The following is a 14,415-nucleotide window of genomic DNA, read 5'->3' as shown; positions in this document are numbered from 1 at the left end:
CCGCGGGTGAAGGCTTCACAATACCCCTGCTCGGCCATCCCTGCGCGGCAAAGGTGCCGCAAATTTGTCGCGAGGGAAGGTGGGAATGGCGACAGGACAATGGGGATTCCTTCCATGCGCTTCAGCAGGACCTCTCTTTCCGCCTTCGCCGCCGGCCGTACCGGTCGTCTCATGCTGCCGGTCGGCTTCGCGCTCATCATCGCCGCCGGCACCTATGTCGTCGCCGAGAGCGAGGGCTATGAGCGCGGCATCGCCGACCAGGCGAGCGCGCAGGAAAGCGTCAAGAACCTCGCCCGCCTCGTCGCCCAGCCGATCCAGCTCGACGACGATCTCCTGCAGAAGGCTGACCGGCTGCAGGCGCCGGCGATGATCCGCGCCATCCAGCCGGCGTCGGTCTATCGCCCGGGCATGTCGACGCGCGCCAAATCCAAGCTGGAGACAGCGAAGGGTGACGCGGGCAAGCCGGTCGGGGCGATGGCCACGGCCGTCAACCTGCCGACCGGCGTCGAGCGCTTCGACCGCTGCGGTGCGGGCTGCGACACGCGCGATCCGATGATCGTGCGCACCTCCTATCCGGTGGTGGTCTCCGCGCCGATGGAGGCGTCCGATCGGACGGCCGATCGGGAGCTCCCGCCGGCGATCGTCGAGAACCGGGCCCAGGCAGAGGACGACAGCTTCCTGGGCCTGCGGCTTCCCTCGTTGCCGAGCGCGGGCGAGATGGTCGACCGCACCGTCGCCGGCACAGCCGCCGCCTATGACGGGCTGAAGCAGTCCGTCACCGGCGCCATCGACGCGCTGCGGTAATCCAGTTCCGTCGCCAGCCGTAATGACGTCATGCCCGGACTTGATCCGGGCATCGACGCCTTTGGATGGTCAGCGATCCACCACCAGGTCGCTGGTCGGCTTGGAGCAGCATAGCAGCGCCATGCCGGCGTCGATCTCGCGCTGGCGGATGCCGCCGCCGTGCTTCATGTCGACCGTGCCGGAGATCAGCTTCGACTTGCAGGTGCCGCACAGCCCCTTCGCGCAGGAGGAGGGCAGCCGCACCCCGGCGCGGCGGGCGGCGTCCAGCACGAACATGTCGGAGCGGCACTCGATGCTGCGCTTCTGCTTGGCGAACTCGATCGTGTAGGTGGTCACGCCCGGCGCGAGCGCCTCCTGAACCGCCTGTACGCCCTCGGCGATCTCGACCTCGGCCGCGACTTCCGGCTCGGCCTTGGCCAGCTCGGCGAAGTCGAAGCTCTCCTCATGGTGCCGGCTCATGTCGAAGCCGGCGGTCTTCAGCATCTCGCGTACCGCCGCCATGAAGGGCGCCGGGCCGCAGACGAAGATTTCGCGTTCCTTGTAGTCCGGGGCGATGTGGTTGAGCAGGCCGAGATTGAGCCGCCCGCGCAGCCCGTGCCAGGGCTCGCGCGGGGAATCCGCCTCGCAGATCGGCGCGAAGCGGAAGCTGTCCGGCTGGTTGCGCGCCATCAGCTCCAATTCATTGCGGAAGACGATGTCGACCGGCGAGCGCGCGGCATGCACGAAGATGAGGTCGCGCGGCTCGGCGAGGTCGTGGAAGCTGCGCGCCATCGACATCAGCGGGGTGATGCCCGAGCCGCCCGACAGGAATAGATATTTCGGCGACGGGGACGGCGTGCCCTGCGCGAAGCAGGAGAAGTCGCCCATCGGCCCGACCGCGTGCAGCACCGAGCCGACGCGGATGTTGTCGTGCAGGAAGTTCGACACCGGCCCGCCCGGCACCCGCTTCACCGTGATGGAGATGGTGTGCGGGCGCGTCGGGGCGGAGGCGATGGTGTAGCAGCGGTTGATGCTCTCGCCGCCGATGTTCAGATCCAGCGTGAGGAACTGGCCGGGCTGGTAGCGGAAGACGCACGGGTCCTTCGGCGCCAGCACGAAGGTCTTCACGTCCGGCGTCTCCTCGCGGATGGCGCGCACGATCAGCGCGTCGTCAGCCTCCGGATTCCAGTCCGGCAGGGCGCCGGAGAGGCGGAGCGCGGCGGGATCGGGCGAAGCCATCGGGTTCAGCGCATCCATCGTCAGCGGCCGAGATGCTCGGCCATGCGGCCGATGTACCAGTTGCAGAACTTGTCCACGAGCATCTCGGTGTGCGGCGAGTAGGGGCCGGGCTCATAGGCCTGGCTGCGCGCGCCCTCCTGGCAATAGCCGACCAACGTCGAATCCTGGTCGTTGGTGGCGTCCCACACCGCGACGAGGTTCTCTATGTCGTAGTCGACGCCCTCGACCGCATCCTTGTGGACGAGCCATTTGGTGCGCAGCAGCGAGCGCTCGGCATCGAGCGGCAGCACCGAGAACACCACGGCGTGGTCGGACATGAAGTGGTGCCAGCTATTGGGCTGGGTCCAGAAATGCAGCGCGCCGTGCCGGGGATCGTTGATCTTGCCGAGCAGCTTCTTGCAGGCGGCGCGAGTGTCGCCGGTGTGGCTCTCGCCGTCGCCGGCGAGCGGCAGACGCTCGGTGCGGAAGCCCGTGATCATGTCGTCGAGGTGCTCCACGCATTCCGACGGGAAGCCGCAGCTCTCCCATTCGCGGTGCGAGGAGGTGACGAGCTTCGCATAATCCTCGGCCTCCTTGCGGCCGTGCTCGTCGAGCTCCTCCGGGGCGAAGCCGAAGCCATAGGCGAAGAGCGGCACGGTCAGCTCGGGATGGTTGCCCGCGCAGTGATAGCACTCGCGGTTGTTCTCCATGGTGAGCTTCCAGTTGCCCGGCTCGATGATGTCCTTCTCGAAGGCGACCTTGGCGTTCTTCAAATCGTGCGGGGCGAGATAGGGCGCCATCTTCGCCGCCATGACGTCGAAATCGGCCGGCGGGTCGTCGGAGAGGCAGACGAAGATCAGCCCTTCCAGCGAGCGTACATGCACGGGCTTGAGGCCGTGGCAGGACGGGTCGAAATCCGCGCCCATATGCTCGGCGAAGAGCAGCTTGCCGTCGAGGCCGTAGGTCCAGGAGTGATAGCGGCAAACGAGGTTGCCGACCGTGGTTTTGTAGTCGTGCACGATTGGCGCGCCGCGGTGGCGGCAGACATTGTGGAAAGCGCGGACCTCGTTGTCGTCGTCGCGCACCACGAAGATGGAGTTCGTGCCGATGTCGAACTTCATGGCGTCGCCCGGCTCGGGGATGTCGGGATCGACGCCGACGAAAATCCAGTGCCGGCCGAAGATGATGTCGAGATCGGCCTGGAAGATCTCGGGGGAGGTGTAGAACGGGGCCTCCAGACTGTAGCCCGGCTTGCGGCGGCGGATCAGCGCCTTCAGCGGCGTGTCGGTGGTGTCCAGCATCGCGTCTCTCCCTCGCGGGTCCCGAAGCCCGCTGCTCGTCTGGAATTGTTCGACGGAAGGGGCGTCGCGACTTTCACGGATACGACGGGGAGTTTGCTGAAAGCGACATTTGTCGGCTTGTGCGCTCGTGCGTATCGTGACATGATACGTCAACGTCGAATGCTGGGCCTCCCGTGATCCTGAACTTCAAGGACAAGCGCACGGAAGCGGTGTGGAGCGGCACCATCGGCAAAGGGTTTCCGCCCGACCTGATGCGGACGGCGCAGCGCAAGCTGGCGATGCTGAACGCTGCGGTCGGGCTCGATGCGTTGCGGGTTCCACCGTCCAACCGGCTGGAGGCATTGAAGGGCGATCGCGTGGGTCAATATTCGATCCGCATCAACGACCAGTTCCGCCTCTGCTTCGTCTGGCGCGACGGCCATGCCGGCGATGTCGAGATCACGGACTATCACTGAGGAAGGCGCATGCTCGGTCCCAACCCTCCAGTCCATCCCGGCGAGATCCTCCGCGAGGAATTCCTGTTGCCTCTCGCGCTCACGCCCTATGGGGTCGCGCGGGCGCTCGGCGTGCCGCGTACCCGGATCGAGCGGCTGGCGCGGGAGGAGACGCCGGTGACCGCAGATACCGCGCTGCGGCTGGGGCGCTATTTCGGCACCGGGCCGGAATTCTGGATGAACCTGCAGACGAATTTCGATCTTGCCGCCACCGCGGCGAAGCTGCCGGAGCTCGCCGCCATCGCGCCTGTGCGCGCAGCCTGATACTGCTCGAACAGCCGGTGGCCGGCGGAGGAGTCGGCCGGTGCGGCGATGCCTCGCGGAAAAATAATCTCAATGAAATCCTTCCTCGCAAGCTGGCAGCTCTGGGCCCTGCTCTCGGCCGTGTTCGCGGCGCTCACCGCCATCTTCGCCAAGGTCGGCGTGGCGAATGTCGGCTCGGACTTCGCGACCTTCATCCGCACCGTCGTCATCCTCGCCGCCATCGCCGGCATGCTGACGCTGACCGGCGGCTGGCAGGGGCTCGGCACCGTCTCGTTGCGCTCGCTGCTCTTTCTCGTGCTGTCGGGGCTGGCGACGGGCGCGTCGTGGCTCTGCTATTTCCGGGCCCTGCAACTCGGGGACGCCGCGCGCGTCGCGCCGATCGACAAGCTCAGCGTGGTGCTGGTGGCGCTGTTCGCGGCGCTCTTTCTCGGCGAAAAGCTGACCACGATCGGCTGGGCCGGCGTCGCCCTGATCGGCGGCGGGGCGATCCTGATCGCGACGGGTCTCTAATACCGACTACTCGAACAGCCGGTGCGCGGCGACGCTCTGGGCGGCGGGGCCGGGGGCGCGGGCACGCGCATCCGACGGGGTGAAGCCGTGCTGCGCCTTGAACTGGCGGGAGAAATGCGCGCAATCGGAGAAGCCCGCCTCAAGCGCGATGTCGGTCACCGAGCGTCCCGTCGTATCGAGCAGGAAGCGCGCATAGCGCAGGCGCAGCCGCCGGTAGAACTCGGCCGGGCGCTGGCCCATCACGGTCTGGAACAGCCGCTCGAGCTGGCGGGTGGAGAGCTGCAGCCGGCGGGCGATGTCGGCGATGGGCAGCGGGTCGGCGAGGTGCTGTTCCATCAGCAGCAGCGAGCGGCGCACGCGGTCGTCGGCGACGAGGTCGGCGATCGGCGGGTGCGGCTGGGATTCGGTGCCGGGCCGCTGGCGGTCGAGCAGCAGCACATGGCGGCTCTTCTGGGCAATGGCGCGGCCGAGGAACTTCTCCACCAGCGCGGTGGCGAGGTCCGCCGCGCCGCCGCCACCGGCGCAGGTGATGCGGTCGCCGTCGATGACATAGAGCCGGTCGGCGACCGGCGTGTGGTGCGGGAACTCGTCGAGGAAGTCCTGATAGTGGTACCAGGACACGCAGCAGCGCCGGCCCGTCATCAGTCCGGCACGGGCGAGCACGAAGGAGCCGGTGCACACACCGACCAGCGGCACGCCGGCGCGGGCGGCGCGCTTGAGATAGGCGACGCTCTCCTCGTCGAGCTGCTTGCCGCCATGCAACAGGCCGCCGACGACGATGATGTAGTTGAAGTTCGCGGGGTCGGCGAGCGGGCCGGACGGCGCCACGGTGACGCCGCAGCTCGTGCGGATCGGCTCGGGCCGGGACGACATGACCTGCCAGCGCGCCAGGATCGGGCGCGAGCGGTCGCCGTCGTCGGCGGCGAGGCGGAACTGATCAACCATCAGCGAGAAGGCCGACAGGGTGAAATTGTCGGCCAGGATGAAGCCGACATTCAGCACCGGCGCGGCATTGGCCGCGCTCGCGGAGGCACCTTGGGGAAGAGGTCGCTGCTGGTTCATGGCCTGCTCCGGATCGCAGCATAGCAAATTTGCTGCCTGCGGTAGCAAAGATGATGCCGGTTGGCCGGCGGGCCGGTCGCGCTTCAGCATTCCGGCAGGTTCACCGCGAGGCCGCCGAGCGAGGTCTCCTTGTATTTGGAGGCCATGTCGCGGCCGGTCTCGCGCATGGTGGCGATGACCTTGTCGAGCGGGACGATGTGCGTGCCGTCGCCATGCAGCGCCAGTGAGGCGGCGTTGACCGCGCTGATCGCACCGAAGGCGTTGCGCTCGATGCAGGGCACCTGCACGAGGCCGCCTATGGGATCGCAGGTCATGCCGAGATGATGCTCCATGCCGATCTCGGCGGCGTTCTCGACCTGCGCGTTGCTGCCGCCCAGCGCCGCGCAGAGACCTGCCGCCGCCATGGAGCAGGCGACGCCGACCTCGCCCTGGCAGCCGACCTCGGCGCCGGAGATGGAGGCGTTCATCTTGAACAGCGCGCCGATGGCGGTGGCGGCGAGCAGGAAGGTGTGCATGCCCGCCCGGTCGGCGCCGGGGCAATGATCGCGATAGTAGCGCAGCGTCGCCGGCACCACGCCCGCCGCGCCATTGGTCGGGGCGGTGACGACGCGCCCGCCGGCGGCGTTCTCCTCGTTCACCGCAATGGCGTAGAGGCTGACCCAGTCCATGATCTCGTGCGGCGTGCGGGCGTTGCGGGCGATGAGCGCCTGGTGGATCGCCCGGGCGCGGCGCTTCACCTTCAGCCCGCCGGGCAATTCGCCGGAGGTGGCGATGCCGCGGTCGACGCAGGCCATCATGGTGTCGATGACGCCGTCGAGATGCTCATCGACTTCCGCTGCGGGCCGGCGGGCACGCTCATTGGCGGCGACGAGGCCGGTGATGGAGAGGCCGGCGGTTTCCGCCATGGCGAGCAGATCGCGGGCATTGCGGAAGGGATAGGGTAGCGCGACCTCTTCCGGCGGCGCCGGGCGGCCGACATCCTCTTCGGGGGCGACGAAACCGCCGCCGATGGAGCACCAGCGTTCCTCGGCGATGAGCGCGCCGTCGGCGGCGTAGGCCCGCAGCGCGAGCGTGTTCGGGTGCTTGGGCGTGGGCGCCTTGCTATCGAACAGGATGTCGGTTTCGGGATCGAAGCCGATGAGGCGGTGACCGGCGAGGGAGAGCTGCCTCTCGGCCGCGACGCCGGCGACGAGCGCGTCGGCGCGATCCGGGTCGACGGTGCGCGGGCGCTCGCCGGAGAGGCCGAGGATGACCGCCTTGTCGGTGCCGTGGCCCTTGCCGGTCCAGGCGAGCGAGCCGAACAGCGCCACCTCGACCCGCGCCACGCGGCCGAGCACGCCGTCCGAGGTGAGCCGTTCGGCGAAGGCGGCGGCGGCCACCATCGGCCCCACCGTGTGCGAGGAGGAGGGGCCGATGCCGATCTTGAAGAGCTCGAACGCGCTGATCATGGACGCATCACATTCCCTCGGTCGCGCAGGCGGGTGAGGCGTGCGGCCGGACGGTTTCCTCTGGCAGGACCTTTGGCGGCCCCTTGTTCTTGTCGCATGTCTGACGCGTCTCCCGGTTGGCGCCGGGGAACGGCAAATCTCAGGCCAGCTCGCGCCGGCCCTCTTCCAGCAGTTCCCAGACATAGGGTGCGAAGGAGCGCCAGACATCGATGTGGAAGACGTCGGGCGCAAGGCGCACCAGCACGATCTCGGCCTTGTGGAAGACGGTGCGGGTGCACATCCCGACCGGGAAGGCGTCGAGCGAGAGATCGAGGGGGCAGCCCTGGTTCAGCACGAAGGCGGCCTTGGCGCCGGCGATCTCGATGCCGACGCTGCGCGCGGACACGTCGACCAGCGAGCGCGGCATGCCGGCGGTCGCGGCTTCGATAGCCTGGAAGATCGGCGCCGGCTCCGCGCCGGGGACGATGAGCAGCCATTCGTCCGGTCCGAGCCAGAGGGCGAAGCGGCCCTCCGCCTGATGGCTCCGGCACGCCTCGCGCGGCAGGGCGACGCCGAAGGCCTCGCCCGCGGGGGCTATCGCCGCCTCGCGGCCGCGGAAGGCCAACCGGGTGGCCGGGCCGAGGGCGACGAGCCGTGCCGCCTCGATGGGGCGCGAGATGGCGGCCAGCACGTCGAGCGGATTGGCGGAGATCGGGGTAGGCATCGTGCGCTCAAGCATTGAGGCGCTCTCCCTTGGGATCGTAGAAGCTCGGCTCGACCAGCTCGACCGCGATGGCGCGGTCGGGCATGGCGACGAACAGCGTCTCGCCGATGCGCGCCCGCCCGCCCTTGATCACCGCCAGCGCGATGGAGCGGCCGAGCGTGGAACTGGGATAGGACGAGGTGACGTGGCCGAGCATCGGCACCGGCACAGGCGCGCCGGGGTCGGCGACGATCTGCGCGCCTTCCTCCAGCACGATGGCCGGCTCCTTGGTCAGCAGGCCAACCAGCTGCTTGCGGTCGGGCGCCGACATGGAGGCGCGGGCCAGCGAGCGCTTGCCGACGAAGTCCTTCTTCGCCTTGCCGACCGCCCAGCCGAGATTGACGTCGTCCGGCGTCGCCGTGCCGTCCGTCTCCTGGCCGACGATGATGTAGCCCTTCTCGGCGCGCAGCACATGCATGGTCTCGGTGCCGTAGGGCGTGATGCCGAAGGGCTCGCCGGCGGCGAAGATGGCCTCCCAGACGAAGCGGCCATATTCGGCGGGCACGTTGACCTCGAAGCCGAGCTCGCCGGTGAAGGAGACGCTGAACAGGCGCGTGGGCACGCCGCAGATGCGGCCCTCGCGCACGCTCATATGCGGGAAGGCGTCCTTGGAGAGGTCGATGCCCTCGATGAGCGGCTGCAGCACGGCACGGGCATTCGGCCCCTGCACGGCGATCACCGCCCATTGCTCGGTGGTGGAGGTCAGCCACACGTCGAGGTCCGGCCACTCGGTCTGGAGGTAGTCCTCCATATGGGCGAGCACGCGCGGGGCGCCGCCGGTGGTGGTGGTGACATGGAAGCGGTCCTCGGCGAGGCGGCCGACGACGCCGTCATCCATGACGAAGCCGTCCTCGCGTAGCATGACGCCGTAGCGCAGCCGGCCGGGTTCGAGCTTGGCCCAGGCATTGGTGTAGATGCGGTTCATGAACTCGGCGGCGTCCGGGCCGACCACCTCGATCTTGCCCAGCGTCGAGGCGTCGAACATGCCGACGCTCGAGCGCACCGCCTTGCACTCGCGGGCGACCGCGGCGTGCATGCCCTCCCCGGCCTTGGGGAAGTAATGCGCGCGCTTCCACATCGAGACGTCCTCGAAGGCGGCACCGTGCTCGGCCGCCCAGTCGTGGATCGCGGTCTTGCGGAGCGGATCGAACAGGTCGCCGCGCGCGGCCCCGGCGAAGATGCCGAAGGTGGTCGGGGTGAAGGGTGGGCGGAAGGTGGTGAGCCCGATCTTCGGCACCTCCTCCTTCAGCGCCTCCGACACGATGCCGAGGGCATTCATGTTGGAGGTCTTGCCCTGGTCGGTCGCCATGCCCGTCGTGGTGTAGCGCTTCACATGCTCGATGGAGCGGAAGCCCTCGCGGGTGGCGAGCTTGATGTCCTTGGAGGTGACGTCGTTCTGCCAGTCGACGAAGGCCTTGGCGAAGGCCCGGTTGCGGCCATGCGGCGTGGCGCCGATGAAGCCGTCGGTGCCGAGATCGTCCGCCTGCGCCATGAAGGCGCGGGAGGAGGCCGCCGGGGCGGGCGTGGCGCCGCGGGCGGGGGAGGCGAAATCGCGCGAGGCTTTCGCCGCCGCCTCGCCCTGCGCATAGCCGTCCTCCAGCACGCGCTGCAGGCCATAGACGCCGCGGCAGGCGCCGGCGGAACGTTCGCGCTCGACCGAGGTGCCGGGCAGATAGGCGCCGCTCGCCGCGTCCCAAACGAGCTTGCCGCGCGACTGCGAGAACAGGTGGACGGAAGGCGTGAAGCCGCCGGACATCAGCACGACGTCGCAGGCCACCTTCTCCGAAGAGGCGACGTCGCCGCCCGTCACCTTGGCGAGATCGGCCGAGGCGACGCGCAGCCGGCCGGACGTGCCGGTGACGACGGTGGAGGGGCGCACATCGATGCCGGCCTTGAGCGCACGGGCGGGCAGCTCGCCATCGAGATTGGCGCGCAGATCGGCGATGGCAGAAATGGTGACACCACCGGTGGCGAGGTCGAGCGCAGTACGGTAGCCGGCGTCGCAGGCGGTGAAGATCACCGCGCGCTCGCCGGGCTTCGCGCCATAGCGGTTGAGATAGGTCCGCCCGCTGTCGGCCAGCAGCACGCCGGGCCGGTCATTGTCGGGGAACACCAGCGGGCGCTCCAGCGCGCCGGTGGCGAGCACGACCTCTTTCGCACGCACCTGCCACAGCCGCTCGCGCGGCAGGTCGGGATCGGGAGCGGCGAGGTGCTCGGTCACGCGCTCGGCCAGCGCGATGAGGTTGTGCGGGAAATAGCCGAAGGCCGTGGTGCGGGTGAGCAGGGTGACGTTGTCGCGCGCCTCGAGGGTCGCGAGCGTCTCCGCCAGCCATTCGGCCGCCGGTTCGCCCTCGATGGTGGCCGAGCTCTCGGACAGCAGCGAGCCGCCCAACTCGGCCTGCTCGTCGGCGAGGATCACCTTCGCGCCGCTCTCGGCGGCGGCCAGCGCCGCCGCAAGGCCCGCCGGGCCGGCGCCGACGACGAGCACGTCGCAATGGGCGTAGTTCTGGGTGTAGCGGTCGGGGTCCGGCAGCGTTGGCGCGACGCCGAGGCCGGCCATCGCGCGGATCTTCGGCTCGTAGAAGCGCTTCCACGCCCCCGCCGGCCACATGAAGGTCTTGTAGTAGAAGCCGGACGGCAGGAAGGGCGAGAACAGGTCGTTCATCGCGCCGGCATCGAAGTTGAGGGAGGGCCAGCGGTTCTGGCTCGCGGCTTTCAGCCCGTCATAGAGCTCGACCTGCGTGGCGCGCAGGTTTGGCGCGCTGCGGGCGGCGTCGCGGGCGACGGTCACCAGCGCGTTCGGCTCGTCCGAGCCGGCCGAGAGGAAGCCGCGCGGGCGGTGATATTTGAACGAGCGGCCGACGAGGTGGACGCCATTGGCGATCAGCGCCGAGGCGAGCGTGTCGCCCTTGAAGCCGTTATAGGTCGTGCCGTCGAAGCGGAAGGTGACGGGCGCCGTGCGGTCGATGCGCCCGCCGGACGCGGTGCGGAAGCGGTTGGTCATGTCACTTGTCCCCGCCGATGTCCGGGCGCGCCTCGCCGGCCTTGTAGGTGACGACGAAGAAGTCGCTCACCGTGTCGCGCACGGCGTTGAAATAGCGGCCGCAGCCATGGATGTGGCGCCAACGCTCGGCGTGCAGGCCCTTGGGATTGGTGCGGCTGTAGAGAAAGTCTGCCCATTCCTGGTCGGTGAGCGCGGACGGGTCGGCCGGGCGGGCGATATGCGCCTCGCCGCCATAGCGGAACTCGATCTCGGGCCGCTTGCCGCACCAGGGGCAGTCGATGATGAGCATGGGGCAGCTCCTCAGTGCGCCACGGCGGCCGCGGCCGCCTCGTCGATCAGGAAGCCGTCGCGGAAACGCTCCAGCGTGAAGGGCGCGTTGATCGCGTGCGGCGCGTCGCGGGCGATGGTGTGGGCGAAGACATGGCCCGAGCCCGGCGTCGCCTTGAAGCCGCCAGTGCCCCAGCCGCAATTCACATAAAGGCCCGGCATCGGGGTCCTGGCGATGATCGGCGAGCGGTCGGGGGTGACGTCGACGATGCCGCCCCAGTTGCGCAGCATGCGCAGGCGGCGGAACTGCGGGACCAGTTCGCAGATGGCGTCGAGCGTGTGGGTGGTGATGTGCAGCCCGCCGCGCTGGGAATAGGAGGTGTAGGCGTCGGTGCCGGCGCCGATCACCATCTCGCCCTTGTCGGACTGCGAAATGTAGGCGTGGATGGTGTTGCTCATCACCACGGTCGGGAAGGCCGGCTTCACCGGCTCCGACACCAGCGCCTGCAAGGGATAGCTCTCCAGCGGCATGCGCAGGCCCGCCATGGCCATGACCACCGAGGTGTGACCGGCGGCGACCACGCCGACCTTCTTCGCGCCAATGAAGCCCTTCGAGGTCTCGACGCCTTCCACCGCGCCGTCGGGGCCGCGGCGGATGCCCTTCACCTCGCAGTTCTGGATGATATCGACGCCGCGCGAATCCGCGGCGCGGGCGAAGCCCCAGGCGACCGCGTCGTGCCGTGCCGTGCCGCCGCGCCGTTGCAGCGCACCGCCGATGATCGGGTAACGCATCGACTTGATGTTGAGCGGCGGACAGAACTCCTTCACCTGCTCGGCGTTCAGCCACTCATTGTCGACGCCGTTGAGGCGGTTGGAATGGACGTGGCGCTTGAAGCTGATCTCGTCGTGATGATTGTGCGCCAGCATCAGCACGCCGCGCGCGGAATACATCACGTTGTAGTTGAGGTCGGTGGAGAGGCCTTCCCACAGCTTCACCGCGTGCTCGTAGAGCCCGGCGCTCTCGTCGAACAGGTAGTTGGAGCGCACGATGGTGGTGTTGCGGCCCGTGTTGCCGCCGCCCAGCCAGCCGCGCTCGATCACCGCGACGTTGCGGATGCCGTGCTCCTTGGCGAGATAATAGGCGGTCGCGAGGCCGTGGCCGCCGGCGCCGACGATGATGACGTCGTAGGACGCCTTGGGCTCGGGGGTGCGCCATTGCGGCTGCCAGCCCTGATGGCCGCCGAGCGCCCGGCGGAACAGCTCGAAGCCGGAGAATTTCTGCAAGGTTCGCCTCCGCAACCGTAAGCTTCGACGGTGACGCCGCCGCCTGCGGGTGACAGGCCCGCATGACCAGGATGAGACATGCTCGCGCGCCGTCGCCTGCCAAGCGAGCATTGTTTCGGCGCAACTGTTGAACGAATGCGACACGCCTTGTCGCCGGGCGACGCGGGACTGCTCTGGCGTGTCATGCGCCGATCAGATGGAATGCGCTATCACTGAATGCTGATCGCCGGCCGCGGGTTCTCCTTGCGGAAGCCATGTTCGGTATCTACGTCCGTCGAAACCTCAGAGAGCAGGACGCGACATGTTCAACACCGGAAATTTCGACGCCAAGCGGCTCCTCGACCAGTTCCTCACGCCGCAGACGGGTGGCCAGGGCAATGTCTCCGCGCAGCAAAATCCGCTCGGCAGCCTGCTCGGCGGGCTCGCGGGCAACGTCACCGGCGGGGTTTCCGGCGCGCCGGGCTCACAGCCTTCCGGCAGCGGCGACCTGATGAGCAAGGCGAAGGAGTATCTCGGCAATAATGGCGGCTCGCTCGCCTCCGGCGCGGCGGCCGGCGCGCTGGTCTCCATGGTGCTGGGCAGCAAGGGCGGACGCAAGCTCGCCGGCAATGCGGTGGCGCTCGGCGGCCTCGCCCTCGTCGGTACGCTCGCCTACAAAGCGTACCAGAACTACCAGCAGGGCCAGCAGCCGCAGCAGGCGGCCACCCCGCTGCCGGCGCAGCAGCCGCAGCTGCCGCCCGCGCATTCGCCGTTCCACCCGGCACAGGCCGACCACAACCATTTCCCGGTGACGCTGCTGCGCACGATGATCGCCGCCTCGCTCGCCGACGGCCATATCGACGATGTCGAGCGCGCCGCCATCACCACCAAGCTGGGCGAGCAGGGCGCGCAGCTCGACGAGGCCGAACGCTTCCTGACCCAGGAGCTCGCCAATCCGGCGAGCGCGGAGAGCCTCGCCCGCGAGGTCTCGACGCCCGAGGAGGCGGCCGAGGTCTACATCACCGCGCTGCTCGCCATCGACGCCGACAACACCAGCGAGCGCGCCTTCCTCGCCCGGCTGGCCATGGCGCTGAAGCTCGACCCGCAGCTCACCCCGCATCTGGAAGCCGCCGCGCGCGCCGCCAAGCAGGCGTGAGCGCGGTGCCGCCGGCCCGCCCGGCTTAAGGATCGTGGTTAATCGTTAAGGTTAAGCGCTTCTTAAGCACTGGCCGCCAAAGTGCACGGGCCGAAATTCGCCGGGCCTGTCCCGGTGCCGTGGGTTGGTGAGTCGGGGTAGGGGCCTATGCGTCGGGGCGTGTTGTCGTGCCGTGGGATATCCGTGGCGATGCAGGCGGGTCTGCTTGCCGCCGTCATGTTTCCCGCGGTGACGGCGAAGGCCGCCGATGTCGGTCTCGACATGGGCGCGGATATGAGCGCCGAGGATCTGCTGGCCAAGGCGCCGAAGCTCGAGGAGACCAGCGGCTGGTATCTGCGCGGCGACGTCGGCTACGTGTTCAACGAGTTGCCGGACTGGGCCGAGGTCCCGATCTTCCCGGTCATCCTGTCGCCCGAGCTGGACGACGCCTGGATGTTCGGCATCGGCGCGGGCGTGCGGCTGAACGATGTATGGCGGATCGACGTCACCGCCGACTACCGCACCAAGGCGGACTATGCGGCGCTCGGCCTGTCGGCCGACTACAGCACCACGACGATCCTCGCCAACGTCTATGCCGATCTCGGCACCTGGTCGAACCTCACGCCCTATGTCGGCGCCGGCATCGGCGGCGGCTACATCTCCGCCAGCGACATCGAGGCGCTCGGCGTCAGCGTCGGCGATATCGATGGCTGGGGCTTCGCCTGGGCGCTCATGGGCGGCGTCGCCGTGAATCTCGCGCCGAACTGGCAGCTGGATCTCGGCTATCGCTATGTGAATCTCGACGATGTCACCAACACGCTGAACTTCCACCAGAGCGCGCATGAAGTGCGCGTAGGCGTGCGCTACCTGCTCGACTGAGCGGCGCGGCGAAATTCCGCTTGCGCGGCACCGGGGCGAGGAGTA

The 14,415-nt window shown here is 68.7% G+C and carries 14 protein-coding genes; 6 read left to right on the top strand and 8 right to left on the bottom strand.

What is annotated here, in order from left to right:
• Window positions 1-114 precede the first annotated feature (114 nt).
• Complete coding sequence (locus SNOV_RS14965) at window positions 115-804, top strand: hypothetical protein (RefSeq protein ID WP_013167796.1); 690 nt, start codon at window positions 115-117, stop codon at window positions 802-804.
• Window positions 805-873: 69 nt separating this feature from the next.
• Here SNOV_RS14965 and SNOV_RS14960 read toward each other — a convergent pair whose 3' ends face one another.
• The gene (locus tag SNOV_RS14960; RefSeq protein WP_244412768.1) at window positions 874-2,022 is read right to left on the bottom strand and encodes an FAD-binding oxidoreductase; all 1,149 of its coding nucleotides are present in this window, start codon (window positions 2,020-2,022) and stop codon (window positions 874-876) included.
• Between the two features lie 20 nt (window positions 2,023-2,042).
• Complete coding sequence (locus tag SNOV_RS14955; RefSeq protein WP_013167794.1) at window positions 2,043-3,302, bottom strand: aromatic ring-hydroxylating oxygenase subunit alpha; 1,260 nt, start codon at window positions 3,300-3,302, stop codon at window positions 2,043-2,045.
• Between the two features lie 173 nt (window positions 3,303-3,475).
• On the opposite strand from SNOV_RS14955, the gene SNOV_RS14950 reads away from it, so the two are divergent.
• From SNOV_RS14950 to SNOV_RS14940, 3 genes are all read left to right on the top strand, one after another.
• A complete protein-coding gene (locus tag SNOV_RS14950) occupies window positions 3,476-3,757 on the top strand; it encodes a type II toxin-antitoxin system RelE/ParE family toxin (RefSeq protein WP_013167793.1) in 282 nt (93 codons plus the stop codon).
• A gap of 9 nt (window positions 3,758-3,766) precedes the next feature.
• Window positions 3,767-4,060 (top strand): HigA family addiction module antitoxin, encoded by a 294-nt coding sequence (locus SNOV_RS14945; protein ID WP_013167792.1) that lies wholly within the window; start codon window positions 3,767-3,769, stop codon window positions 4,058-4,060.
• A 72-nt stretch (window positions 4,061-4,132) separates the two neighbouring features.
• Window positions 4,133-4,570, top strand: coding sequence for an EamA family transporter (locus SNOV_RS14940; protein WP_013167791.1), 438 nt, complete (start codon window positions 4,133-4,135; stop codon window positions 4,568-4,570).
• 6 nt (window positions 4,571-4,576) lie between these two features.
• Here the strand turns inward: SNOV_RS14940 and SNOV_RS14935 are convergent, their stop codons facing one another.
• The 6 genes from SNOV_RS14935 to SNOV_RS14910 form a co-directional block, all read right to left on the bottom strand.
• Window positions 4,577-5,632 (bottom strand): GlxA family transcriptional regulator, encoded by a 1,056-nt coding sequence (locus tag SNOV_RS14935; protein ID WP_013167790.1) that lies wholly within the window; start codon window positions 5,630-5,632, stop codon window positions 4,577-4,579.
• An 83-nt stretch (window positions 5,633-5,715) separates the two neighbouring features.
• Window positions 5,716-7,080, bottom strand: coding sequence for an L-serine ammonia-lyase (locus SNOV_RS14930; RefSeq protein WP_013167789.1), 1,365 nt, complete (start codon window positions 7,078-7,080; stop codon window positions 5,716-5,718).
• Window positions 7,081-7,219: 139 nt separating this feature from the next.
• Window positions 7,220-7,798: a sarcosine oxidase subunit gamma gene (locus SNOV_RS14925; protein WP_013167788.1), complete on the bottom strand. Its 579-nt coding sequence runs from the start codon at window positions 7,796-7,798 to the stop codon at window positions 7,220-7,222.
• On the bottom strand, window positions 7,791-10,826 hold the full coding sequence (locus tag SNOV_RS14920) for a sarcosine oxidase subunit alpha (RefSeq protein ID WP_013167787.1): 3,036 nt from the start codon (window positions 10,824-10,826) through the stop codon (window positions 7,791-7,793). The genes SNOV_RS14925 and SNOV_RS14920 overlap by 8 nt, the downstream gene beginning before the upstream one ends.
• 1 nt (window position 10,827) lies before the next feature.
• Complete coding sequence (locus SNOV_RS14915) at window positions 10,828-11,115, bottom strand: sarcosine oxidase subunit delta (protein WP_013167786.1); 288 nt, start codon at window positions 11,113-11,115, stop codon at window positions 10,828-10,830.
• An 11-nt stretch (window positions 11,116-11,126) separates the two neighbouring features.
• Entirely contained in the window at window positions 11,127-12,377 is a 1,251-nt protein-coding gene (locus tag SNOV_RS14910; RefSeq protein WP_013167785.1) for a sarcosine oxidase subunit beta family protein, read from the bottom strand.
• Between the two features lie 301 nt (window positions 12,378-12,678).
• Here SNOV_RS14910 and SNOV_RS14905 point away from each other — a divergent pair, with 301 nt between their 5' ends.
• Together SNOV_RS14905 and SNOV_RS14900 are read left to right on the top strand one after the other, a co-directional pair.
• Window positions 12,679-13,512, top strand: coding sequence for a tellurite resistance TerB family protein (locus tag SNOV_RS14905; protein WP_013167784.1), 834 nt, complete (start codon window positions 12,679-12,681; stop codon window positions 13,510-13,512).
• 189 nt (window positions 13,513-13,701) lie between these two features.
• Complete coding sequence (locus tag SNOV_RS14900) at window positions 13,702-14,370, top strand: outer membrane protein (protein WP_013167783.1); 669 nt, start codon at window positions 13,702-13,704, stop codon at window positions 14,368-14,370.
• Window positions 14,371-14,415: the final 45 nt, after the last annotated feature.

The sequence above is a fragment of the Ancylobacter novellus DSM 506 genome, assembly GCF_000092925.1.
In the GTDB taxonomy this organism is placed as follows: Bacteria; Pseudomonadota; Alphaproteobacteria; order Rhizobiales; family Xanthobacteraceae; genus Ancylobacter; species Ancylobacter novellus.
The sequence above is the reverse complement of the archived record's forward strand: the minus strand, read 5'-3'. Positions and strand labels throughout refer to the sequence as shown.